Consider the following 23,758-nt stretch of genomic DNA (forward strand, 5'->3'; position numbering starts at 1 on the left):
CCGTGATGATCGCCAGGATCGGAACTCTTTGTTCTGGCTCGTGGCCTTGACCATTGGCGTTCTGCTCCGATATTGAGGGCACGTCTTTGACCGTGGTGATTTGGCCGGCCGGCTTGCAGCCACGTTAAATAAGTCGCTAAATGGGCCGTCGCGCACCCGAAACATATATCGGATGAGCCGGCCCCAATTCAGGGCCGGTGTCGAGAGCCCGCGAAAATGCGGGTCGGGAGCACGCGAGGCATGGGCACGTTTTCTGCGTCGTCCGAGGGGCTGGACCGTAACGGGGAGCCTAAAAACGAGCCGTGGCTGTCCGAGGTGAGCCGGCCGTCGAGCGCGATCGTGACCTTTCCCGAGGCCGCGCCGCTCAAGCTCGAATCTGGCCAGCTTCTGGCGCCGCTCTCAATCGCCTACCAGACCTACGGCACGCTCAATTCCGCGAAATCGAACGCCATCCTGATCTGCCATGCGCTTACCGGCGATCAGCACGTGGCGAACGCCCATCCCATCACCGGCAAGCCGGGGTGGTGGGAAACTCTGGTGGGCCCCGGCAAGCCCATCGATACGGACCGCTTCTTCGTCATCTGCTCGAACATTCTCGGCGGCTGCATGGGCTCGACGGGACCTGCGTCCCTCAATCCGAAAACCGGCAAACCCTACGGGCTCGATTTTCCCGTCATCACCATCGGCGACATGGTCGACGCGCAGGTGCGCCTCATTGATCATCTCGGCATCGACCAGCTGTTCTCGGTGGTCGGCGGATCGATGGGCGGCATGCAGGTGCTCGAGTGGGTTGCGCGACAGCGTGCGCGCGTCGCGACTGCGATTCCGATCGCGGCCGCGCCCTGGCATTCGGCCCAGAACATCGCGTTTCACGAGGTCGGCCGGCAGGCAGTGATGGCGGACCCCGATTGGCGCGGCGGCAACTATTACGAGTTCGGCGTCGTGCCGAAGAACGGCCTCGCGGTCGCGCGGATGGCGGCTCATATCACCTACCTTTCCGAGAAGGCGCTGCAAGGCAAGTTCGGCCGCAACCTTCAGGATCGCGCGGCGCGCTCGTTCTCGTTCGACGCGGATTTCAAGATCGAGAGCTATCTTCGGTATCAGGGTTCGACGTTCGTCGATCGGTTCGACGCCAACAGCTACCTCTACATCACGCGGGCGATGGATTATTTCGATCTCGAAAACGCGCACGGCGGCAAGCTCGCCAACGCGTTCGTCGGAAGCGAGACGCAGTTCTGCGTGGTGTCGTTCACCAGCGACTGGCTCTATCCAACGCGCGACAGCAAGGCGATCGTCAAGGCGCTCAACGCTGTGGCGGCGAACGTATCTTTCGTCGAGATCGAGAGCGACAAAGGGCACGATGCCTTTCTGCTCGAGGAGCCCGAGTTCCACGCGACCGTGCGCGGGTTTCTCTCGGCGGCGGCTGCCAAACGCGGGCTTCACCTCGCGGGAAGGGCATCCTGATGCAAAAAGCCGTTCCGTTTACCGGACAGCAGCGGGCCGATCATCTGCTCATTGCCGAAATGGTGGCGCCCGGATCGCGGGTGCTCGACGTCGGTTGCGGCGACGGGGCGCTGCTGCAGCTGCTTGCTGAAACGAAGGGCGTCGATGGGCGCGGGGTCGAGCTTTCGCGCGAGAAGGTCAATCTGTGCGTGAAGCGCGGGCTTTCGGTGATCCAAGGCGACGCCGATCGGGATCTGGCCGACTATCCGGATCGGGCCTTCGACTATGCGGTGCTGTCGCTCACCATCCAGGCAACGCGCGATCCCAAAACGGTGCTCGCGAACCTGTTGCGCATCGGCGAGCGTGCGATCGTTTCGTTCCCGAACTTCGGGCATTGGCTGATCCGCGCGCAGCTTTTGTTCACTGGGCGCATGCCGATGACGCCGAACCTGCCGGAGCCTTGGTACACGACGGCGGATGCGCACCTCTGCACGATCAAGGATTTCGTCGATCTCGTCGCGCTGGTCGATGCGGAGGTGGAGGAGGCGGTGGCCTTCAACGCCAAGGGGCAGCGGCTTCCGATCCGGCGGTCGCTTTCGCTGCAGAACCTGCTCGGCGAGAAGGCCGTGTTCAAGCTCAAGCGGCGGGCGTAGCGCGCTCAACGACCGTCACGCGCGTTTCTGTCTTCTTTCCGCCCGCGCGGCGAAGCTGCGTCAGCGAATGGTCACCAGGTCGCGCAGGGCCTTGGCGCGGGCGGGCTTGCCGCCGACAGGAGCCATCATCTCCTTGCTGGCCTCGACCATCAGCACACCGCCGAAGCCGGGACACAGACGCGCGCCGACGCGCTCCCAGGCGGTGGCAGAGCGCACGAGAATGCCGCGATCGAACGGCGGCAGAAAGAGCGCCGTCGACCAGTTTTGCGGTGTGAACAGAGATTGACGCAGCAGGTCGTCGAGCTGGGAACGGCTGTAGGGGCGGCCGTAGCCGAAGGGGGTCGTGTCGACGTGAGCCCATAGGCCTCGCCGGTTCGGGACGACGACGAGCAAGCGCCCCTCGGGTTTCAGAACACGCCACAGCTCACGCAAAAGCGGCGTGACCTGCTCGGCAACCTCCAGGCAATGGACGACGAGCAGCCGATCGACCGAATTGTCCCGGAGCGGGAGCGAGCCCTCTTCGACTAACGTCGAAAGCACCGGCGAGGAGGACGGCCAGACCAGCGCGCCCTGGCTTTCGGGCATCAAGGCCGTGACGGACGCTGCTTCGTTTCGGTAGGCGCCGAGGAATGGCGTGCCGAAACCGAGGCTGGCGATGGTTGCGCCGGTTGCGGGCTCCCATTGCGCGCGGATGCGGACGGCAAGAAGCCTCCGCGCGATCTGGCCCAGCGGCGTCGCGTAGAAGTCTCTCAGAGCTGCAACATCGAGATGCATTCGTCTCCGCGGATCCGGATTCGCGCTCTCTTTTCACCCGATCGGGGCCGAAATGACAAGGCGATGAGCAGGGTCGCCTCGTTTGCGTGTTCTCGCCAGCTCTTTGTTTTGTGGTCTCGCCGACCGGAAAACCGCTTTACACCATCGCCTTTGGGGGCACATGCTTTTCCGGACGCGCTCTGTGGCGCCATTCGATCCTATGGTTCGGATGGAATGCGCCGGTCGATGTAAACGCGCTCAACGGTCTAGACGTACCCTAAGTTGCCGCCCGGACCAACGGGTGGGCCAAGGAAACATGACTCAGCTCGAAATTCATCAATTCCCCTGTCTCAAGGACAATTATGGCGTTCTCGTCCATGACGGGGCGAGCGGCGTTACGCTGTCGATCGATGCGCCAGAGGCAGACGCCGTCCGCCGGGCCCTCGATGAGCGAGGCTGGCAGCTCACGCACATTCTCGTCACGCACCATCATGCCGACCATACGGCAGGCATCGCGCCGCTCAAGGCGGAGACGGGATGCCTGGTGATCGGGCCGCGCGACGAGGCGCAGCGTGTTCCCAACCTCGACCGGACCGTCGCCGAGCCGGATGTGCTTTCGCTCGGTGGGATCGAGATCAAGGTGCTGGATACTCCAGGGCATACCCTGGGCCACGTTACGTATTGGCTCGAGACGGCGAAGGTCGCGTTCGTCGGCGATACGTTGTTCGCGATGGGGTGCGGGCGCATCCTCGAGGGGACGCCCGAAATGATGTGGCAGTCGCTCAAGAAGATCGCGGCTCTGCCGCGCGACACGCTTCTCTATTGCGGGCACGAATATACGGTGGCGAACGCCAAGTTCGGCGTTTCGATCGAGCCGGACAACGCCGCGCTTCGAGAGCGGCTGGCCGAGGCGGAGGCCAAGCGGGCGGACGGGCTCGCTACGGTTCCGACGCGCGTGGATCTCGAACTCGACACGAATGTTTTCCTGCGGGTCCAGCGCCAAGAGGTGCGAGAGCGTGTCGGCTTGCCGCTGGCGGGAGACTGCAAGGTGTTTGCGGATTTGCGCGAGCGCAAAAACCGGTTCTGATACCGGCTCAGTTCCGCACGTCTCATTTCAGCAAATCACTTCGGCAAATCTTGGGGGCTGCATGGACGCCGATCAGATCATCGCTGCGCTCGGTCTCGAACCGCATCCCGAGGGTGGATACTTCAAGGAAACATTTCGTGACGGGGAGCCGGAGGGAGCCCGCGCGCATTCGACGGCGATCTATTTTCTACTCAAGGCCGGAGAGGTTTCCCGCTGGCATCGCGTGGATGCTGTCGAGATCTGGCATTGGCACGCCGGTGCGCCGCTCGCGCTCGCCATCGCGGCTCCGGGCGGCGCGAGCGAGACGTTGCGGCTCGGGCCGGCCATTCTCGACGGCGAGCGGCCGCAAGGCGTGGTGCCGAAGGGGCATTGGCAGCAGGCGTGGTCGCTTGGCGCGTGGACGCTCGTCGGCTGCACGGTGGCGCCGGGCTTCGAATTCAGCGGGTTCGAAATGGCTGCGCCGGACTTCACGCCGCTTTAGGCGGTCGATGGATCCCGGAAAAACGAATCAGCCGCGTGCGTTGCGCAACGACGTTTCAAGCTAAACCCGTCCGGGTTTGGGCTGGAGCAGAGTTTTCCACCATTCATTGTGTGAGCTCGCGGACCGCAGAACGTTGTTTTTCTTTTCCTTCAAGCAATTCCTGGGGACCGGCACCCGGCCACGCTTGCCGCTCAAACACGACTCGTAAAGAGTGCGAATCAATTGGGGAATGCGTGCGCGCAGCGGGGGTTACTAAACATGAAGGTGGAGTCCACCGGGGCTGTTCTCAGTACGGTATTTGTCGACTACGACAACATCTACCTGTCGCTGAAGAGGAAGAACGAGGAAGCCGCGAAGCGGTTTGCCAAGGACGCGGCTGTCTGGCTGCGCGAGATCGAGAGCGGGCGCCTGATCACACCGACCAACGGGTCGAATTTCACTGCGCCGCGCCGCATCGTTATGAGCCGCTGCTATGGCAACCCGGTTCCCCGGCGCAATCAGAACGACAATTCGACGGACATGAACTCGTTCCCGTTCGTGCGCCATCACTTCCTGCGCGCCGGGTTCGAAGTGGTCGATTGCCCGCCGCTTACGGCCCAGCTCAAGAATTCCGCAGACATCCGCATGGTCATGGACGTCCGCGACTTCCTCAACCACGAGACGCGCTTCGACGAATTCATCCTGCTTTCGGGGGACGCGGACTTCACGCCGGTTCTGCATCGCCTGCGTGCGCACGCGCGCCGCACGGTTGTGTTCGCCAACGATCACACGGCGCAGCCCTACACGGCGATCAGCGATGGCGAGATCCGCGAGGCTGATCTCATTTCGCTGCTGCTCGATGGCCGTATCAGCGATGACGTCAAGACGGGTGGTGAACTGCGTGCGCCGACGGCTGCAGAGCTCGAAGGCGTGCGCAAGTCGATCGTTGCGGAGGTCGTGGACACGGTTCGCGGCGCGCAGCAGCCGGTGGCGCTCGAAACGCTTGCGGATCGGGCCGTACGCGCGCTCGGACACGACAAGACGGTGGGCTGGGGCTGGGGTGGCGCAGGCGGGTTCCGCGAGCTGCTCACCCGGGCCCTTCCCAAGGACATCAAGCTGACGGATCAGCCGCCGTACTTCGCTTACGAGCCGAGCCGGCAGATCGCGCGCGATATCGAGACGCGCGCCGAACCGCAGGTGCCGCGCGAGCGCGCCCCAGAATTGCCGGAAGCTCGTTACGAGCCACGGCTGGAAGCTCCGCAGGCGCGGCGTCCGGAAGCCCGCCCCGAGGCTGCCAAGGTTGCCCGGCCGGATCCCCGCTTCGATGCGCCGAGCGTCGAGCCGCGTCAGCAGTTCGACCGCGAGCCGCGCGCGCCGGAGGCCAGGTTGGAGCCGCGCTACGACGAAGCGCGATATGCTTCGCCGCGTGACGCGCGCAACGACTTCGGGGTGCCGCAGCGGGAGCCCTTGCAGGCGCCGGTCGATCGTCGGATCGAGGCGCCGCTTCCGCGTGCCGATCGCGCTCCGGCGCCGAGCCGGGCCGATGCTGTGCCGCCGCCCTACAGCTCTTCGTCGTTCTTTGCGCCTCCGCCGGATCGCACGCAGCTCGGTGCCCCGCAGGCTCCGCAATCCGCGCCGCGCGCACCCATTGCGGAGAGCGATGCGCCGCACCAGCAGGCCCCGGCTGGCTACGGTTCCCGTCTTGCTGCCCCTCAAGCTCCGGCGAATATGGAGCCGGTAGGTGTGCCTCAGCAGGCCGCTCCCGCGCGGCCGCCGGCAAAGACCGTCGATCAGGCTTCGCAGATCCAGCAGTCGATCGCGCGTATTCACGAGGCTTGCCAGGCCCCGCCGTTGTCGCCGCCGGAGTATCGCGTGCTGTTCGAGGTGATGGCCGAGGAAATCACGGCCAACAACCTTTCCGGCCAGCAGACGTTGATCAACATCGTGCAGCGCGCCCGCGAGATGGGTCTCGAGGTTCGTCGCGACGACGTTCGCTTCGTGCTCGAAGTCGTGAGCGAAGCCGATCCGTGGTTCGAGCAGGGCGCTTCGGCAAACCTGTTCGCCAGCCGGTTCCGCAATTTCGTGGTGGCGCGTTGCCGCTCGCAGAACCTCAACCTGTCGGCTGACGAGATCGATCTGATCGATGCGTGGTTCGGCGGTGCGCCGGCTTCGCAGCGCACGGCCGCTCCGGCTCAATCGCAGGCGCCTCAGCGCGCCCCGGCTCCGCAGAGCTATGTGCCGCCGCCGGCTCCTCCCGGTGGTGATCGCTGGCAGGCTCAGGATAGCCGCACGTTGCCGGGTGGACCGCAATCGGCGTCCGCATTCGGCAGCGAGCCGGACGACGAGTTCCCAAGGATCGTGCGCTCGCGGCTGCGCGGATAAGCGCGCTTCGGATGCATTAGAACAAAAGCCGGCGGTTCCGAGAAGGAGCCGCCGGCTTTTTCTTTGGCGATCGCAAGATCGATTGCGGCGCAAACAAAAAAAGGCCGCGAAGGGGTTTCCTTCGCGGCCTTTCGATTTCGAAGCGTGACGTGCGATTAGACGGCGATGTAGTGGCCGCCGTTGACGTCGAGGCAAGCGCCGGTGATGAAGCCGGCTTCGTCAGCAGCGAGGAAGGCAACTGCGCGCGCGATTTCCTCTACGGTGCCGAGACGGCCAACCGGGATCTGCGGTAGGATCTTGGTTTCGAGAACTTCCTTCGGCACGGCGGCGACCATCTCGGTGTTGATGTAGCCCGGCGCGATGGTGTTCACGGTGATGCCCTTGGAAGCACCTTCGAAGGCCAGCGCCTTGGTGAAGCCGTGCATGCCGGCCTTGGCGGCGGAGTAGTTGGTCTGGCCCATCTGGCCCTTACGGCCGTTGATCGACGAGATGTTGATGATGCGGCCGAAGCTGCGGGCGCGCATGCTGTCGATGACGTTGCGGCTCATGTTGAAGACCGAGTCGAGGTCGACGTTGACCACTTCGCGCCACTGCTCGGGCGTCATCTTGTGGAGCATCGCGTCGCGGGTGATGCCGGCGTTGTTGACGACGATGTCGATGGGGCCGAGGGCCTTGGTGATTTCGGCAACGCCTTTAGCGCACTCGTCGAAATTGCCGACGTTCCACTTATAAACGGGGATGCCCGTCTCGACCTGGAACTGCTGAGCTGCCGTATCGTTGCCTGCGTAGTTCGCGGCGACACGATAGCCTTTGTTCTTGAGTGCGATGGAGATGGCGTGGCCAATGCCACGTGTGCCACCGGTTACAACAGCGACGCGCGTCATGAGTGAAGTCTCCCTAGAGCAAGCTTCTGATTGATTGCGGGTAGCGGTGAATAACCTCACTGCTCACGGAGCGTGAAGCGAACAAAATGAAGCAGGGTTTACGGGCGGGATCGGGCGGCGTTGAACGGGTAGGCGAGGGCTCCCCCTGACGGGTAGGAAAGAGCCCTCGGGCTGTACCTTAGTCGCGCGCCACGCTCATTCCTAATCGCGTTCGACGCAGAGTGCGACGCCCATGCCGCCGCCGATGCAAAGCGTCGCGAGGCCCTTCTTGGCGTCGCGGCGCTGCATTTCATAGAGCAGCGTCACGAGAACGCGGGCGCCGGACGCACCGATCGGATGGCCGATGGCGATGGCGCCACCATTGACGTTTACCTTGTCGGTATCCCAGCCGAGGCCCTTGTTGACCGCGATGGCCTGGGCGGCGAAGGCCTCGTTGGCCTCGATGAGATCGAGGTCATTGATGGTCCAGCCGGCCTTTTCCAGCGCCTTCTTCGAAGCGGGAATGGGGCCGGTGCCCATGATCGACGGATCGACGCCGGCGTGAGCCCAGGAGACGATGCGGGCGAGCGGCTTCACGCTGCGCTTCTTGGCTTCCTCGGCGGTCATCAGAACCACGACGGCGGCACCATCGTTGATGCCGGAGGCGTTGGCCGCGGTGACGCTGCCTTCCTTCGGATCGAAGGCGGGGCGCAGTTTGGCGATGCCGTCGATCGTCACGCCGTCCTTGATGTACTCGTCGGTGTCGACGACGACGTCACCCTTCTTGCCCTTGATGGTGACGGGCGCGATCTCGTCCTTGAACTTGCCGGCCTTGCGGGCGGCTTCGGCCTTGTTCTGCGAAGCGACGGCGAACGCGTCCTGCTCGGCGCGCGTGATCTGCCACTGCTTGGCGACGTTCTCGGCCGTGGTGCCCATGTGATAGTTATTGAAGGCGTCCCACAGGCCGTCCTTGATCATGGTGTCGACGAACTTGACGTCGCCCATCTTGGTGCCGTCGCGCATGTGAGCGGCGTGCTTCGCCTGGCTCATGCTTTCCTGGCCGCCGGCGACGACGATCGAGGAGGCGCCGGTCTGAATCTGCTGGAGGCCGAGGGCGACGGCGCGCAGGCCCGAGCCGCAAATCTGGTTCATGCCCCAAGCCGGTGCGTCGACCGGAATGCCTGCCGCGATCGAAGCCTGGCGTGCGGGGTTCTGCCCCTGACCGGCCGTCAAAATCTGCCCGAGAATGACTTCAGAAACTTCGCCCGGAGCGGTCTTGGCTCGCTCGAGGGCAGCGGAAATTGCGACCTTTCCGAGCTCGTGGGCCTGAAGGGACGAGAGCGATCCGTTGAACGAACCGACCGGCGTTCTCGCTGCACCGGCAATGACGATTGTGGTGTTATCCGCACTCATGAGTGCTTCCTCCTCGGGGGGTAATCAGGGCGTTTCTTGGAGTTAGAGTGAACAAGTCGTCTTTGACATGCATCAAGGAAATGACGACCCGTCTGCACGATAGCAGCAGCGCGTCCTTGCCCGCAATTACGTCTTTGCGGCAAAACTTTGCTTGGCAGGTATGCAGTTAGGTCTGGATGCTCGTCTCAGGACTGTGCTACGATGACGCACCGCAAAGAGGTACAAGTTGATGGCCCAGCCGATGCTCAACAAATCTGAAGCCCTGCCAGAGAAAAAAGAGTCGGTCGTCATCAAGAAGTATGCGAACCGGCGCCTCTACAATACCGAAACCAGCACCTACGTGACGCTGGAAGATCTGGCGCAGATGGTGCGCAACGACAAGGATTTCGTCGTCTACGACGCAAAGTCGGGCGACGATCTGACCCACGCGGTTCTCACGCAAATCATCGTCGAGCAGGAAAGCCGGCAAGGCGGGCAGACGCTGCTTCCGATCCCGTTCCTGCGCCAGCTCATCCGCTTCTATGACGACAATATCGGTTCGATGGTGCCGAGCTATCTGCAGTTCAGCCTCGAGAACCTCGTCAAGGAGCAGGAGAAGTTCCGCACGATGTTCGCGAGTGCGTTCTCGAACCCGGCGGCTGCGTTCGAGGCCTATCAGGACCAGGCTCGCAAGAACATGGCGATGTTCGAGCAGGCCATGAGCATGTGGACGTCGTTCGGCGGAGCCGCCAATTTTCCGGGCAAGATGAGCGAGCTGCTCAACGAGGAGGCGGCTAAGGCTGCTGCCGCTGCGTCGTCGGAGGCGCCCAAGGGCGAGATCGACGAACTCAAGGCGCAGCTCAGCGCCATGCAGCAGCGTATCGAGCGGCTGGCCAAAGACCGCGACTGAAGGCGCTTTACGTCAGTTCCGAAACCGAGATGGGCATCCCGTGAAGATAGCCCTGCAGGTATTTGATGCCCGCAGCGCGTAGGATGTTCGCCGTTTCCTCGTCGCGCACCCATTCGGCAACGGTTTCCAGACCGAAAGCGTCGGCGATGTCGATGATTGATTTGACCAGGGCGCGGTTCTGGTGGTCGCGTGGCAGGCCGGACATGAACATGCCGTCGATCTTCAGCATGTCCACCTTCAATGTCTTGAGATGGCGGAAAGACGTGTAGCCGGCGCCGAAGTCGTCGATCGCGACCTTGCACCCGAGCGCATGCAATTGACCGACGAAGATCGCGATCCTGTCGATGTCGTGGATCATCGCGGTCTCGGTGATCTCGACCGTGAGACGGGAGGCGAGGTTCGCGGTATCGGCGGCGGCGCGTTGGAGTGCCGCGAGCCAGCTTTTGTCGCCGGCTGTCTGGCTAGAAATGTTGAGCGACAGTTTGAGCGAGGGGTGGTTGCCTAGCACGGCGAGCGCGAGATCAAGCGCCCTGCGGTCGAGCAAGCGCGCGAGCCCGAGCTTTTCGGCGTCCTCGATGAATTCGACGGCCGCGACGAGCGTGCCGTCGCGCTTTTCCATGCGCAGGAGCACCTCGTAGAGAGCGGGCTTTCCGCTCGAAGCTTCGACGATCGGCTGCAGCACGATCCGAAACCGGTTTTCCTCCAGCGCGGACAGGATATCGCTCGATACGGATCTCTCGTGCCCGGCGCTTTTTTTGGCATCGTGTTCCGCATGGTGCGCGACGAAGCTGCCCGGTAGGCGTTTGGCGTCATCGAGCGCGGCGAGCGCGTGAGATACGGCTTCGCCAACGGCTGTCGCTCGAGCGGGGATCGCGACGCCGCCGATCGATACGGTCGCCCTAAACGGGGCAGCGGAGATTTGAAACGTCGTGTCGCCGACGGCCGCGATCAGGCGTTCGGCAATGCTTTCGATATCTGCTTCTGCGCAATCGTCGATGAGGACTGCGAAGGTGTTCGAGCCGTAGCGCCAGATAGAGGCGCCTTGTTCGAGTTTCGATTTCAGGAGATGGCCAACTGCGGCGATCAGTTCGTCTCCGGCATCGAAGCCGATCTCGACGTTGATGGCGTCGATTGCGTTGGCTGCGATCATCAGGAGGGCAAAGGGGCGGCGCGTCGGCTCGGCGCGACCCAGCAGGGCGCCGACCGCCTCGAACACACGTGCCCGCTGAATACCCGCCGCGTCATCGCCGGAATAGGATTTCAGCAGGCGCTGGTCTTCGAGATCGTTCGCCGCTTCAAGAAGATGCGATGAGGCGCCCGGCGGGATATCGGAATTGGAGGCGCCGTTCACGAATGCAATCCATGACCATCATCGGACGGCTGGTCCGATGGTGCGCACATGCGGTGGGACACTGGATTGCCCGTCAAATCGATATCGGTTGTCGCCACGTGGGTGGTCCGAGCTGGAACCAAATCAACGGTTCGAACGGTAGCTCTATCTTGCCGATCCCACAATGAACAACGTGTGCGAATCCCGATGGGGACCGCACACGCTGAAATCCAGGCGGGTGATCGAGGCTGGCTTAGTCGGCGCTGCCGAAGCCGATGTCACGGCGGGCGACGCGGATGCCGATGGTGAAGCCAGCGATGACGTCGATGAGGAGCGCAACCAGGAACAGGAAGAACACCGAGGTGCCGGCCTGCGGAACGACGATGAACTCGATCAGGGCGGCAACGAACACGATCATCGACAGGCCATGGTCGACCAGCGAGGAGGTGGACGTATAGGTGGCTTTCAGGATCTCGATAAAGAGAATGATGAGCGTGAGGATGAGGATCAGGTCGCCCCAGGTGAAGAACCAGCGAGCGCCGCTGATCATCGGGAGGCTGAACAGCTCGGTCGCGAGAAGTGCGCGCGCGGCCGCTGCGCCATCGCTTGCGACTTCCGGCGCAGGCGCGCCGGAAAACAGAACGATGAGGTTATAGAGAATGAAGGGGATGATCGTGACTGGGATGGCGCGCAGCGACATGGTTCTCTCCTGATGGCCTACGACGACGATAGGCTGTGGCCTATCCTCTGAAAGTTTTCGAGGGACCTCAAGATAAACGACGACGCCCGTTTGGTAGCAGGCTCACCCCGTAGCCCCCGCCCGGGGCGCTTCCGATCCATTGGCTGGTTGTCGGACGTCCCGGGTTATGCTCGCTGCGATCTTCGCCGACGTCTACGACAATCTGGTGTCCGCTTTGCAGCACCAGGATGTCGGACTCAGACGTCCGACTTCGGCGCCAGGATCTGGCGGCCGTTGTACTTGCCGGTCTTGAGATCGATATGGTGGGGACGGCGACGCTCGCCGCTCTCCTTGTCCTCGACATAGGCGGGAGCAGTGAGCGCATCGTGCGACTGGCGCTGACCCTTCTTCATCGGGGTCGTCTTTTTCCTAGGAACAGCCATCGGTTAACTCCGGTCATCTCGGCGCCTGTGGGCGCAAATTCGATCTTTGCAGGTGGTTACGTTGGATGGAGCCTTAGACTTGTTCGTTCCGGCTCGCCCGCAACAGATGCCAGGATCCGAAACGATGGTAGCTTGCCGCCAAAACAAACGCGACGTCCAATCGAATTGACCGGGCGCCGCAGGCTCCAAATCCAAATATTGCGGGCCTTATACCGATAATCCCGGGCTTGCGCTAGTGTGATTCAGAGCGTGGACCTGGCGACGCAAGGGCGCCGCTGAATGCGTCGCAGGCTCGATTGGTCCGCGCTATATCATTGAAACTGATATAAAATAATCGTTAGTTTCCGAAATTCAGGATTGGCGCCCAGTCGTCCACCTTCTTCTTGGGCGGCGGCGTGCGCCGTGGTTGGGCGCGAAGGGGCTGGGGCTTGCGAATGTTCGGCGTTTTGGCCGTCGCCGGGGTGGCGGCCGATGAGGGCGCGACCACGCAGGACGCCACGGCACCGTAGGCCTTCACGCGGGACTGGATGACGCGCGCTTTCCGCGAGGTCTGCGAACCGGGGGCACCGGCGACGCGAACGATCGGGTTCGGAAGCACGGCCGCCAGCAACGCCGCCTCGCGCTCGTCGAGGCGTGCGGCGGATTTGTTGAAGTGGTGACGGGCGGCCGCTTCGGCGCCGAACACGCCCGGCCCCCACTCGGCGATGTTGAGATACACCTCGAGCACGCGCTGCTTGGGCCAGAGCAGCTCCATGATCAGCGTCAGCGGGATTTCGATGACCTTGCGGAGGTAGCTTTTCGCGTTCCAAAGGAAGAGGTTCTTGGTCACCTGCATCGAGATGGTGCTGGCTCCGCGTGGGGCGCCGCCCGCTGCGCGCTCGATGGCTTCCTTCATGGCCTGGGTGTCGATGCCGCCGTGCTCGCAGAAGCGTCCGTCCTCCGAGACGATGACGGCGCGGACCAGGGCGGGGGAAATCTCGTCGAAGGAAGCCCAGGTGCGGTCGATCGAGGTGCCGGTGAGAAGCTGCGTCAGCATCAGCATCGAGCCGGGCGGATTGACAAAGCGGAACAGGACGATCAGCACCAAAACCAGCGCCAGATAGCCCGCAACGGCGAGCCCTGCGTAGCGCGCGATCGTGTAGAGGCGGCTCTTCCACGTTGGTTTTACGGCGGTTTCGGTTTTCGGCTCGATGACCGGTGCCGTGGGGCGTGGAATGCGCAGAGACGGATCGAGCCTGCGGCCGAGGGTAACGAGATGGGTCTCATCGCCCGGGCCGCTTGCGGGGGGCCGGAACAGCCCTTCGGCGGCATCGGTAAAGGCCGTGGCGACAGCTTCTTCATGCGATGGTGCGGCCGGTTCGCCCAGCGTGGGCTCGGGTGCCGGAGCGGCGGCCTCGTCCCAAGTCGCCTTGTCCGCGGTCGGCTCGGCGACGGCTTGTGGAGGCTGCTGCTCTGCCAGCTCATTTGCCGGAGCGGCTTCCGTGGTTTCGGGCTGCGTCAGAGCTTCGGCGATAGCGGCGTGCCAAGGCTTTTCGTCTGGAGGCGACAAGGCCTCAGGCTGTGATTCGGCTGACTGTTCCGGAGTGCCGGGTGCGAGATCGCTTGCCGGTGTCTCTCCCAAACGGCGCGGACGGGTGGTGTCAGGCTCTTCCGGCAGCTCCAAGGCGCGAGATGCGGGGCCGCCTTCCGTGCGTGGGGCATCGGGCAGAGACAGCGGATCGCTGCGCGCTTCCAAGTCGTAACGGGTGTCGTTGTCCGCCACGGATGCTATATCCCGCGCCACTCGTGGTTTCCCTCAGTCAAATTCGGGTGTATCGGCCGCTTTTGAGAGCGACCCAATCCCCGGGATCTTTGACTGCACCTGCTCCTCATCGGAAAGTCGGTTCCGTCCCGTTCCCTCATCATGCAGAGCCGGTCCTTGCCATGGTGCCCGGACATAGGCGCTCAGCACTGCTTCTAGGTACTTCGTCTATGACCTTCACGCAAAGGCTCGATCGGATCGCAGGGCTAACGGACGTTCGCCTCGCAGCGTTAATCGGCTCAAAAATCGAGCAATCTGAAGGGGCCACCCCCGTTCCAGCCCGCCTGCTCGATGCCCTTCGTCATGCGACGCTCGGGGGCGGCAAAAGGTTCCGGCCCTTTCTTGTCATCGAGAGTGCGGCTCTTTTCGGGCTTAGCGAAACCCAGGCTTTGGATACCGCGGCGGCGCTCGAGTGCGTGCATTGCTATTCGCTGGTGCACGACGACCTGCCGGCCATGGATAACGACGCGGTGCGGCGGGGGCTGCCTACGGTGTGGAAGGCGTTCGACGAATGGACCGCGATCCTGGCCGGGGACGCGCTGCTGACGCTGGCCTTCGAGATTCTGAGCAGGGTAGAGACGCATCACGACCCTGAAACGCGGCTCGCGCTGATTTCCGGGCTGGCCAAGGCGGCTGGAGGGGCGGGGATGGTCGGCGGGCAGGCGCTGGATCTCGAGGCTGAACGGCGGCCGGGTGGCGCGCCGCTTTCACTTCCCGAGGTGCTTCACCTGCAGAGCCTCAAGACTGGTGCGTTGATCCGGTTCGCATGCGAAGCGGGCGCCGTTCTCGGGGGGGCGACGGCCGATCAGCGCGATGCGCTTCTGCGCTATGGCGCGCACGTCGGCCTCGCGTTCCAAATCGCGGACGACCTGCTCGATGCGGAAGGCGATGCGGCGACTGTCGGCAAAGCGGTCAGCAAGGATGCGGCGGCCGGCAAGGCGACGCTGGTTTCATTGATGGGGCTCGAAGCCGCGCGGGCCGAGCTGCGCCGTGTCGAGGCAGCGGCCATCGAGGCTTTGGCGTTGTTCGGCGCGAAGGCTGAGCCCTTGATCGAGGCGGCGCGATTCGTTGCGCGGCGGGACCGCTAGAAAGTCCTGTCGTGATAGGAGACCTGCGCTGGATTCCGGCTCTGCGCTCGGCGTCTTAGTAGAGGCCGTCGCTTGGCCGGAATGACAGCGTAGGCTCAGCGGGCGCGGAATTCGTTGGTCGAGCGCGCCTTGACGATGGTGTTGGCTGGAACCGAGCTCGTTAGCGTGGTGCCGGAGGCGATGATGCAGCGGTCGCCGATGGTCAGATACGGCTCGATGCCGACATGCATGCCGAAGCGGATCGAATTGCCGATCGTTACGCGGCCGCAAGCGGTGCAGCGGGGTCCGAAGGCGTTGTGATCGCCGACCTTCGAGTGATGCTCGATGACGTTGTGGCTGGCGAAGAAATTGTTGTTTCCGATCTCGACGCTGTGGGCAATGAAGCCGTTCGACATGATGGCGTTTCCGACGCCCATTTTCACGTCGGTGCGGATCTGCACCGACGGGTCGATGACATTGGTCATGCGGACGCCGGCCGCGACGAGGCTGTTGAACAGCTCGGTGCGGTCGTCGATGTCGTCGGTGAAAAGGATGATGGCGCCGTCGAACTGGCCGTCTTTCCAGAGCGCGGGGATGGATGTGCGGTCGCCGAGCACCGGCACGCCGTGGATGATCTGGCCGTGGGTTTTGGGGTTGGTGTCGATGATGCCGCCTGGGCGCTGGTGAGAGGTGCGCAGGATCGCTTCGACGGCGAGGGCACCGGCGCCGCTGGCGCCACCGATCAGTAGAATGCGCTCGAAGTGCTGGCCGAATGCGAGGCGAGGAGCGGTTGCCGGTTGAGGCGCGAGTGAAACGGGGACCGGGGCCGCGGTTGCGGCGGCTGGAGAAGGTTGCGGGGCGCCGCTCTGGGCGGCCAGCACGTCAGCTTCGGTCAGCGTAACGCCGGGCTTCGATTTGGCGAGCGCGTCGATGTCGATGCCGAGGCGGCGAGCGACGATCGCGGCTTTCTTGGTCCAGCGCTTCTCGGCCTCCGATTTTCCGGCGCCGGCTTCACCGGCCAGGGCGGCGGCGTGATCCAAATCGAGGCTGGCTTTGATCACGGCGATCGGAACGCCGACCGATTGGCTGGCACCGGCGGGCGCGAGGGGAACTAGAAAGCCATCGGCTTCGGCCTCGACCTCGACTGCGCTTTTTGTGGTCTCGATCTCGCAGACAAGCTGGCCCTTCTTGACCGGTGCGCCTTCGTCGACGATCCAGCGCACCAGCATGGCGCTGTCCTCGTTGGCGTTGACGCCGGGCATGCGCATCACATGGATCATTTAGGCAAGCTCCTCGTAGACGGCAGCCTCGATGTCGTCGGCGCTGATCAGGGTGGCGGTTTCGCCGTCCTTCGACGTCGGAATGATCTGAGGCTTGGAGGCGAGGCGGCGCACGGGGCGGTCGAGCTTTCCGAACAGCGTCTCGTGCAAGCGGGCCGCGACCTCGGCACCCCAGTCGAAACCCTGCATGCCTTCCTCGACGACGAGCGCGCGGCGGGCACGGGCAACTTCTTTCGCGATCGGTGCGATATCGAGCGGGGAGATGACAGCCGGCAGCACGATGGAGACGCTAATCTCCTCCTCGGCCAGCTTCTCGGCGACTTCGAGCATGAGAGGTGCGACGCCGCCGTAGCCGATGAGCACGGCATCGGGTTCGCCGGTCTCGAAGTTGCGAACGATGCGGGTGGCGTAGGGATCGGCGGAGGTCGCCTCGACGCTCAGCAGTTCGTTGCCGTTGAACAGCGGTAGCGGATAGAGGCTTTTGTATTCGATGAAGAGCACGGGTTGCGTTTCGTTCGCGATGGCCGTACCGAGCAGATCACCCACGCCATGAACGTGGGACGGTGAGATGACCTTTAAGCCCGGGATGCCGAAGAAGTGCTTTTCGATGCTCTGACTGTGGGTGGGGCCGTAGCCGCGGCGTCCGCCCATCGGCGTGCGGATCACCATCGGAACCGCGATCTCGGTTCCGTACATCGTGCCGAACTTCACGGCGTGGTTCATGATCTGGTCGAAGGTCAGCGTCAGGAAGTCGCCGAACATGATCTCGACGACCGGTTTCAGGCCGCGCAGCGCCATGCCGCTTGCGAGGCCGGTGATCATGCCTTCGGAGATCGGGGTGGTGTGAACGCGCTCGGGGAAGCGGGTCGAGAGACCGGCCGAAACCTTAAAGGCGCCGCCGTATGGATCGAGCACGTCCTCGCCGGCGAAGTGGACGCGCTCATCAGCGGCCATGGCGGCGTGGAGGCCGCGGTTCAAGCTTTGCAGGTAGGTCGAGGGCGGTGAGGTTTCAGGGGTCATGTGAGCGCTTCGATGATGTCGCGGACATGGGCGGCGACGGCCGCGTCGACGGCGTCGCAGAAATCGGGGGCGAGCTTGGCGCGGGCGTTTACGAGCGGCTCGCGCGTCCAGGCTTCGGCAATCTCGGCTTTGTCGCGGATGTCGTCGCCCTTGGAATGAGGCGCGAGGCGGTAGGTCGTGCAGTAGAGAACGCCGGGGCCATTGCCTGATCTGATGTGCTCGGCGAGCGTCTCGGCGGCTTCGTGGACGGCTTCCGCGTCGTTGCCGTCAGCTTCGATCACGCGAATGCCGAAGGGCTTGGCGCGATCGGCGAGGCGGCCTGCCTGCTCGAGCGCCTTCGGCGTGCTCTGGGCGTAGCCGTTGTCTTCGACGACGAGCATGTACGGCAGCTTCCAGAGCGCGGCCATGTTGAAGGCTTCGTAGAACGCGCCTTCGGCGAGCGCGCCGTCGCCAGCGAACTGGACGACGATGGCGCCGGATTTCCGGGTTTTCTCGGCCATGGCCATGCCGACGGAAACGGGCGCCATGCCGCCGAGGATGCCGTTCGAATAGAAGTTTTTCTTGTGAAGGTGCTGGCTGCCGCCGACGCCTTTGCAGACGCCGTCGGCGCGGCCCATGATTTCGGCGATGAGGCCGCGGGCGTCGCCGCAGTAGGCGAGGTAGTGGCCGTGGCCGCGGTGGTTCGAGCAGAGGACGTCGCGGTCCGGATCGAGGGCGGCGACGACGCCGGCGGCGATGGCTTCCTGGCCGATGCCAGTATGCACCGTGCCGCGCAGCTTGCCCTTGCTGAAGAGATCAAGAAGGCTGGTCTCGACGGCGCGGATCAGGGCCATCGTCTCGTACATGGCTCGAAGTGAGCCTCGTGGGGTGAGGGCTTTCTGCATCCTTGCGCGCTCGTCCGTCGATGCAACTCGTGTCGTGCACACAGGCGTAGGACGCTGAGCTTTCAGGGAGCTTACGTAGGGATCAGCAACTCGATTGACGGAGTTTTTCGTCGGGCCGCGTCAGACCGCTTCGCGCTTCTGGCCGACGCCGAAGCGGCGCTCGATGTAGTCCTCGACGAGAGTCTTGAAGTCGGCGGCGATGTTTGGGCCGCGTAGCGTCATCGCCTTCTTGCCGTCGATGAAGACGGGGGCGGCCGGGCTCTCGCCGGTGCCGGGCAGCGAGATGCCGATGTCGGCGTGTTTCGATTCTCCCGGCCCGTTGACGATGCATCCCATGACCGCGAAGTTCAGCGTCTCGACGCCCGGATAGCGGGTTTTCCAATCGGGCATCCGATCGCGAATCATATTCTCGACGTCGCGGGCCAGTTCCTGGAACACGGTGGAGGTGGTGCGGCCGCAGCCGGGGCACGCCGCGACGACGGGCACAAACGAGCGGAAGCCCATCGTCTGCAGGATTTCCTGGCCGACTTTCACTTCGAGCGAGCGGTCGCCGCCCGGCTCGGGCGTCAGCGAGATGCGGATGGTGTCGCCGATGCCGTCCTGCAGCAGGATGCCGAGCGCGGCGGTCGAAGCGACGATGCCCTTCGAGCCCATACCGGCTTCGGTGAGCCCGAGATGCAGCGCGTAGCGGCAGCGGGCGGCCAGCATGCGGTAGACGGCGATTAGATCCTGAACGGACGAGACCTTCGCCGAGAGGATGATCTTGTCGGCACCCATGCCGAGCTTCTCGGCCTGCTCGGCCGAGATGAGCGCCGATTGCACGATGGCTTCGTGCATGACCTGGCGCGCGTCCTTGGGATTGGGCGAAACGGCATTCTCGTCCATCAGGCGCGTCAAGAGATCCTGGTCGAGCGAGCCCCAGTTAACGCCGATGCGCACCGGCTTGTCGTGCTTCAGGGCAATCTCGATGATGTCGGCGAACTGCTTGTCCTTTTTGTCCTTGAAGCCGACGTTGCCGGGGTTGATGCGGTATTTGTCGAGCGCTTCGGCGCAGGCGGGATTTTCCGCGAGCAGCTTGTGGCCGATGTAGTGGAAGTCGCCGACGAGCGGTACGTGCACGCCGCGCTTCAGAAGCTGCTCTTTGATGTGGGGCACGGCCTTCGCGGCTTCGTCGCGATCGACGGTGATGCGCACCAGCTCGCTGCCGGCGCGGGCGAGGGCTGCCACCTGGGCGACCGTCGCGGCGATATCGGCCGTGTCGGTGTTGGTCATGGACTGAACGACGACCGGGGTCGATCCGCCGACCACGACGCCGCCGACGTCAACCGGGATCGACCATCGGCGCGGGACAATCGAATTTTCGTCGATATCTATCATTGGTGCTTTGGGTGTCGTCAGAGGGCTTCCGCGCCCTTCATTTAATAGAGGTTGGCCGGTTCGGCCAGCGGGGTGCGCTCAAGAGCGCCTCGCGAATGCCGCCGAGGCGACCGAAATGCCGGCAATCAGCGCCATGAACAGGACGATCGAGGGCCCCCCCGGCACGTCGAAGTTCAGGGAGAGGGCTATTCCGAGTATGACGCTCAATACCGCAATGGCGGCGGCCAGCAGGGCCATGCGCTCGGGTGTCGAGGACAGTGGGCGGGCAGCCACGGCCGGGACGATCAGGAAGGCGATCACGAGCAGCGCGCCGACGATCTTGATGGCAATGGCGATGGTAAGCGACAGAAGGACAATGAAAGCGGCCTTCACAAGGTCCCGGTTGACGCCCTCGGCGGAGGCCAGCTCCTCATGTACGGCGAGGCGCAGCATGGGCTGCCAGAGCCAGGCCAGGACGCCGAGCACCACGGCACCGCCGCCGTAGATCCAGTAGAGGTCGGTGGTGGTGACGGCAAAGATGTCGCCGAAGAGGTAGCCCATCAGATCGACGGCCGGGCCGCGCAGGCTCAAGGTGGCGATGACGCCGAGCGCCAAGGCGCCGTGGTGCATGAGGCCCAGGATGGCATCGAGCGGCACGACCTTCTGGCGCGAGAGCAGGATCAGGAGCCCGGCGACGACGAGGGTCACGAAAATGACCGGGGCGGTGATGTCGGTGCCGAGGGCGAGACCTAGCGCGATGCCGATGAGGCTCGCCTGCGAGATGGTCTCGCCGAAGTAGGCCATGCGGTTCCAGATGACGAGCGAGCCGAGCGGGGCGGCGACGATGGCGAGCGCGAGCGAAGCTGCGAGCGCGCGCAGAAGAAACGGCTCGAGGGTGCTCACTTTTGCTCGCCTCCGGCAAGACCACTCTGCGCACGTCCCGCAGGTCCACCGAGCCTGCCTTCAGCAGGGGCCGTCTCGCCGCTCAGATCGTGGCGATGATCGTGGTGGTGCTGGTATACGGCGAACGTGCGCGCCTCCTCGGGGCCGAACAGGCGCGTATACTCCGGGTGCTGGGCGACGGTTTCCGGAATGCCGGAGCAGCAGACATGCCGATTGATGCAAACCACGCGGTCGCTCTGCGCCATGACGATGTGAAGGTCGTGGGAGATGAGGAGCACGCCGAAGCCGTGGCTGTCGCGCAGGCTGCCGATCAGCCCATAAAGCTCCGCTTCGCCGACGTAGTCGACGCCGCTCACCGGTTCATCGAGCACCAGCAGCGCGGGATCGTTCAGGAGCGCACGCGCGAGCACCACGCGCTGCAACTCACCGCCGGATAGCTCGCTCAATTGCTGATGAATGACGTGGGAGGCGCCGACCTCATCCAGCACGCGGGCGATCCGGTTTTTTCGTGCGCCCGCGCCGAGGGACAGGAAGCGCTCGACCGTCATCGGAAGTGTGCGGTCGATGTCGAAGCGTTGGGGAACGTAGCCGATCGACAGGCCGGGGCGACGGGCGACGATACCGCCGTCCGGGCGTTCGAGGCCGAGCAGGGCGCGAACGAGGGTCGTTTTGCCAGCGCCGTTCGGGCCGATGAGGGTCACGATCTCGCGCGGGTGAATGTCGAGGTCGATGTCGGACAGGATGGTGCGGTCCGAGCGGACGATCTTGAGGCCGCGGGCGCTGATGAGAGCGGTGGCATCGAGGGGGCGGGCCGCGGGCGCGCCATGACTATGGCCGGAGCAGCACGAGCCATCCAGTTTATGGACGTGTGTGGTGTGAGAGGAGGCGTGGGGTGGCGCCGGAGCGACGCCCGCAGGCCCCGCCGTTTCTCCGGGTCGCTCGGTCATGCGAGAACCAGCCTAATCTTCTTTTTTCTCGTCCGCGGCGCAGCGCGGGCAGAGGCCCTGAACTTCGACGAACTTAACACGGGCGACGAATTTCGCGCTATTCGCCGCTTCGCCGATCAGGTCGAAGATGTGCTGGCCGTCCACTTCGCCGACGGCCCCGCATTTCTCACAGGAGAGGAACAGCGGGCGGCGGCCAGTCCGGTGATCCATCCGGCGGCAGGCGAAGAAGGCGTTCTTGCTTTCGAGGCGGTGGATGACGCCGGCTTCGAGCAGGGCGTCGATGGCGCGATAGATCGAGATGGGGGCGACGCGTGTGCCTTTGTCGGCGAGGCGGGCCAGGATTTCATAGGCGCCGATCGAGGCGTAGGTGGCCGCGATCTCCTCGTAGACCATCTGGCGCAATTTGGTGAAGCGCAGGTTCTTGGCCGCGAACTCCTCTCCCGCGCGCTCGACGGCCTTGGCCAAGCGCTTGCCATTGGATTTGTCCGGTGGGGGAAACGCGGTGCGATTTGCGACGTCAGACATCGGGACCTTTGTTCGTTTCTTTTGTCCGTTTGCAACAGAATATCATGACGCTTCCTCCTGCCTAGAGAAATCGCCGCAGCTGGTTTTCCGTCCGCTGAATTGATTGTGATGTGACATGTAAAGGTACAGCGGACATCGGCAGTTGGCGTGTATAGTAACAGTATTACACTTACCCGGTTTTTGCCATGTTTCTGTAGTTACTAGCGCCCATCGCTAGACCCGCATGCGTTTCGGTTGGGTTGCGTTTCTTCTTGCGGACAGCATTTCTCGTCTATGCCTTTCTCGTCCACCTACATCATCGCGGCCAGGCGTTCAGCTCTCGGCAGAATTGGCGGCTTGCATCGAAGCCGGCGGATCGCTGACCTCGCTGCCCCGGTCATCCTCGCCGCGCTCAAGGATAGCGGCTTGCAGCCGGCCGACGTCGACGAGCTGATTGTCGGAAACGCGTCAGAAGGTGGCAATCCCGCGAGGCTGATCTCGCTGGCCTCGGGGCTTCCAGAGACGGTTGCCTCCCATTCCATCGACCGGCAGTGCGCTTCGGGGCTCGATGCGATCATCGCGGCGGTGCGCGTCGTCCAGGCGGGCGAAGCGGACGTGGTGGTCGCGGGAGGGGCGGATTCGCTGTCGACGGCGCCGTGGCGCGTCGCCAAACCCAAGAGCCTCTATCAGCTTCCACATTTCCTGCGGGTCGAGCCGGCAGGCGACGAGACCTTCGACGACGCGACCCCGTTCGAGATTTCCGAGCTCTTGCCGCGCCGTCTCGGGATCACGCGCGCTCGGCAGGATATGGTTGCGATGCAGTCCCATCTCAAGGCGGAGGCGGCTCGCGTGGCGCGCCGGTTCGCCGGCGAGATCGTGCCGATGCGCGCCAATGCCGAGGAGAACCGCGACCAGAGCGCGGTCGAACCTCAAATGGACGACCTTGAGGAGATGCAGCCGTTTGCGCCGCCGCATGGAACGCTAACGCCCGGCAATACCAGCGCTCTGCATGATGGCGCCGCGTTCGTTGTCGTCGTCAGCGAGCGGATCTGGCGGGAGAAGGGGAAGCCGGCTGCCATGCGGCTCGTCTCGGCGGCCGCGCAAGGCGTTGCGCACGACAACGACGGCGAGGCGCCGATCGAGGCAATGCAGAAACTTTACAGTCGCCTCAACGGTTTCAAGCGCGACGAGATCGGCGTGTTCGAATTGAGCGAAAGCTCGGCGGCGCAAGTGATTGCGCTGTCTGAACTCTTGAACATAGACCTTGCCAAAATCAATCCCGATGGCGGCGCTGTCGCGCGCGGGCACCCACTTGGGGCGGCTGGTGCCGTGCTGGTGGTTCGCTTGTTCTCGACCCTGGTGCGCGCCGCCGGCCCTGAGAAGTCGAAATACGGTGTCGCGACGCTCGGCGCGATCGGCGGTCTCGGGCTCGCGGCGCTGTTTGAAGCCGTGCGGTGAGGGGGCAGCGGGCGACGGAACCAAAGCGCCGCTTACGTTTTCAGCAGACATTAAATAGCCTTCATGTGCTCCGATCGCCGTAATCCCGCCGCGTTAAAGCCCGGGAATGGTAAGGAATGCGCATAAGGATTCTGCGCGAAGGC

At 63.8% G+C, this 23,758-nt stretch carries 22 protein-coding genes and 1 riboswitch; of the genes, 8 read left to right on the forward strand and 14 right to left on the reverse strand.

Annotated features, from left to right (window positions below; translation table 11 throughout):
* Positions 1–82 precede the first annotated feature (82 nt).
* Positions 83–161: riboswitch (SAM riboswitch) on the forward strand.
* A 79-nt stretch (positions 162–240) separates the two neighbouring features.
* Positions 241–1,464, forward strand: a complete 1,224-nt coding sequence (locus RCO24_RS08565) for a homoserine O-acetyltransferase (RefSeq protein ID WP_308961427.1) — start codon at positions 241–243, stop codon at positions 1,462–1,464.
* A complete protein-coding gene (gene metW, locus RCO24_RS08570; RefSeq protein WP_308961428.1) occupies positions 1,464–2,096 on the forward strand; it encodes a methionine biosynthesis protein MetW in 633 nt (210 codons plus the stop codon). The genes RCO24_RS08565 and metW overlap by 1 nt, the downstream gene beginning before the upstream one ends.
* Before the next feature lie 60 nt (positions 2,097–2,156).
* On the opposite strand, the gene RCO24_RS08575 is transcribed toward metW, so the two are convergent.
* Positions 2,157–2,870, reverse strand: coding sequence for a class I SAM-dependent methyltransferase (locus tag RCO24_RS08575; protein WP_308961429.1), 714 nt, complete (start codon positions 2,868–2,870; stop codon positions 2,157–2,159).
* A 295-nt stretch (positions 2,871–3,165) separates the two neighbouring features.
* On the opposite strand from RCO24_RS08575, the gene gloB reads away from it, so the two are divergent.
* The 3 genes from gloB to RCO24_RS08590 all read left to right on the forward strand — a co-directional run bounded on the left by gloB (position 3,166) and on the right by RCO24_RS08590 (position 6,778).
* On the forward strand, positions 3,166–3,936 hold the full coding sequence (gene gloB, locus RCO24_RS08580; RefSeq protein ID WP_308961430.1) for a hydroxyacylglutathione hydrolase: 771 nt from the start codon (positions 3,166–3,168) through the stop codon (positions 3,934–3,936).
* Positions 3,937–3,997: 61 nt separating this feature from the next.
* Positions 3,998–4,417, forward strand: a complete 420-nt coding sequence (locus tag RCO24_RS08585; protein ID WP_308961432.1) for a cupin domain-containing protein — start codon at positions 3,998–4,000, stop codon at positions 4,415–4,417.
* 258 nt (positions 4,418–4,675) lie between these two features.
* Positions 4,676–6,778 (forward strand): NYN domain-containing protein, encoded by a 2,103-nt coding sequence (locus tag RCO24_RS08590; protein WP_308961433.1) that lies wholly within the window; start codon positions 4,676–4,678, stop codon positions 6,776–6,778.
* A 155-nt stretch (positions 6,779–6,933) separates the two neighbouring features.
* Here the strand turns inward: RCO24_RS08590 and phbB are convergent, their stop codons facing one another.
* Both phbB and RCO24_RS08600 read right to left on the reverse strand, forming a co-directional pair.
* Positions 6,934–7,662 (reverse strand): acetoacetyl-CoA reductase, encoded by a 729-nt coding sequence (phbB, locus tag RCO24_RS08595; protein WP_308961434.1) that lies wholly within the window; start codon positions 7,660–7,662, stop codon positions 6,934–6,936.
* A gap of 201 nt (positions 7,663–7,863) precedes the next feature.
* Positions 7,864–9,054 (reverse strand): acetyl-CoA C-acetyltransferase, encoded by a 1,191-nt coding sequence (locus RCO24_RS08600; RefSeq protein WP_308961435.1) that lies wholly within the window; start codon positions 9,052–9,054, stop codon positions 7,864–7,866.
* A gap of 229 nt (positions 9,055–9,283) precedes the next feature.
* On the opposite strand from RCO24_RS08600, the gene phaR reads away from it, so the two are divergent.
* The gene (phaR, locus tag RCO24_RS08605) at positions 9,284–9,943 is read left to right on the forward strand and encodes a polyhydroxyalkanoate synthesis repressor PhaR (protein ID WP_308961436.1); all 660 of its coding nucleotides are present in this window, start codon (positions 9,284–9,286) and stop codon (positions 9,941–9,943) included.
* 7 nt (positions 9,944–9,950) lie between these two features.
* On the opposite strand, the gene RCO24_RS08610 is transcribed toward phaR, so the two are convergent.
* The 4 genes from RCO24_RS08610 to mtgA all read right to left on the reverse strand — a co-directional run bounded on the left by RCO24_RS08610 (position 9,951) and on the right by mtgA (position 14,157).
* A complete protein-coding gene (locus RCO24_RS08610) occupies positions 9,951–11,294 on the reverse strand; it encodes a bifunctional diguanylate cyclase/phosphodiesterase (RefSeq protein ID WP_308961437.1) in 1,344 nt (447 codons plus the stop codon).
* Positions 11,295–11,526: 232 nt separating this feature from the next.
* Complete coding sequence (locus RCO24_RS08615) at positions 11,527–11,973, reverse strand: hypothetical protein (RefSeq protein ID WP_308961438.1); 447 nt, start codon at positions 11,971–11,973, stop codon at positions 11,527–11,529.
* A 236-nt stretch (positions 11,974–12,209) separates the two neighbouring features.
* Positions 12,210–12,395 carry a 50S ribosomal protein L32 gene (gene rpmF, locus RCO24_RS08620; RefSeq protein WP_308961439.1) on the reverse strand — a complete coding sequence of 62 codons (186 nt, stop codon included), beginning with the start codon at positions 12,393–12,395 and terminating at the stop codon, positions 12,210–12,212.
* A gap of 337 nt (positions 12,396–12,732) precedes the next feature.
* Positions 12,733–14,157, reverse strand: coding sequence for a monofunctional biosynthetic peptidoglycan transglycosylase (gene mtgA, locus RCO24_RS08625; protein ID WP_308961440.1), 1,425 nt, complete (start codon positions 14,155–14,157; stop codon positions 12,733–12,735).
* A gap of 209 nt (positions 14,158–14,366) precedes the next feature.
* Here mtgA and RCO24_RS08630 point away from each other — a divergent pair, with 209 nt between their 5' ends.
* Complete coding sequence (locus RCO24_RS08630) at positions 14,367–15,284, forward strand: farnesyl diphosphate synthase (RefSeq protein ID WP_308961441.1); 918 nt, start codon at positions 14,367–14,369, stop codon at positions 15,282–15,284.
* A 95-nt stretch (positions 15,285–15,379) separates the two neighbouring features.
* Here the strand turns inward: RCO24_RS08630 and RCO24_RS08635 are convergent, their stop codons facing one another.
* The 7 genes from RCO24_RS08635 to RCO24_RS08665 form a co-directional block, all read right to left on the reverse strand.
* On the reverse strand, positions 15,380–16,543 hold the full coding sequence (locus RCO24_RS08635; protein ID WP_308961442.1) for a biotin/lipoyl-containing protein: 1,164 nt from the start codon (positions 16,541–16,543) through the stop codon (positions 15,380–15,382).
* On the reverse strand, positions 16,544–17,563 hold the full coding sequence (locus RCO24_RS08640; protein ID WP_308961443.1) for a transketolase C-terminal domain-containing protein: 1,020 nt from the start codon (positions 17,561–17,563) through the stop codon (positions 16,544–16,546).
* Positions 17,560–18,447: a thiamine pyrophosphate-dependent dehydrogenase E1 component subunit alpha gene (locus RCO24_RS08645; protein ID WP_308961444.1), complete on the reverse strand. Its 888-nt coding sequence runs from the start codon at positions 18,445–18,447 to the stop codon at positions 17,560–17,562. Before RCO24_RS08645 ends, RCO24_RS08640 begins: the two co-directional genes overlap by 4 nt.
* Positions 18,448–18,567: 120 nt before the next feature.
* Positions 18,568–19,824, reverse strand: coding sequence for a flavodoxin-dependent (E)-4-hydroxy-3-methylbut-2-enyl-diphosphate synthase (ispG, locus tag RCO24_RS08650; RefSeq protein ID WP_308961445.1), 1,257 nt, complete (start codon positions 19,822–19,824; stop codon positions 18,568–18,570).
* A 78-nt stretch (positions 19,825–19,902) separates the two neighbouring features.
* The gene (locus tag RCO24_RS08655) at positions 19,903–20,706 is read right to left on the reverse strand and encodes a metal ABC transporter permease (RefSeq protein WP_308961446.1); all 804 of its coding nucleotides are present in this window, start codon (positions 20,704–20,706) and stop codon (positions 19,903–19,905) included.
* Positions 20,703–21,653 (reverse strand): metal ABC transporter ATP-binding protein, encoded by a 951-nt coding sequence (locus RCO24_RS08660; RefSeq protein ID WP_308961447.1) that lies wholly within the window; start codon positions 21,651–21,653, stop codon positions 20,703–20,705. Before RCO24_RS08660 ends, RCO24_RS08655 begins: the two co-directional genes overlap by 4 nt.
* Positions 21,654–21,665: 12 nt before the next feature.
* Entirely contained in the window at positions 21,666–22,178 is a 513-nt protein-coding gene (locus RCO24_RS08665) for a Fur family transcriptional regulator (RefSeq protein ID WP_308961448.1), read from the reverse strand.
* Between the two features lie 273 nt (positions 22,179–22,451).
* Here RCO24_RS08665 and RCO24_RS08670 point away from each other — a divergent pair, with 273 nt between their 5' ends.
* Positions 22,452–23,615, forward strand: coding sequence for a thiolase family protein (locus RCO24_RS08670; RefSeq protein WP_308961449.1), 1,164 nt, complete (start codon positions 22,452–22,454; stop codon positions 23,613–23,615).
* The last annotated feature ends 143 nt before the right edge of the window (positions 23,616–23,758 follow it).

The sequence above is a fragment of the Hyphomicrobium sp. LHD-15 genome (genome assembly GCF_031157355.1).
Lineage (GTDB): Bacteria > Pseudomonadota > Alphaproteobacteria > Rhizobiales > Hyphomicrobiaceae > Hyphomicrobium_C.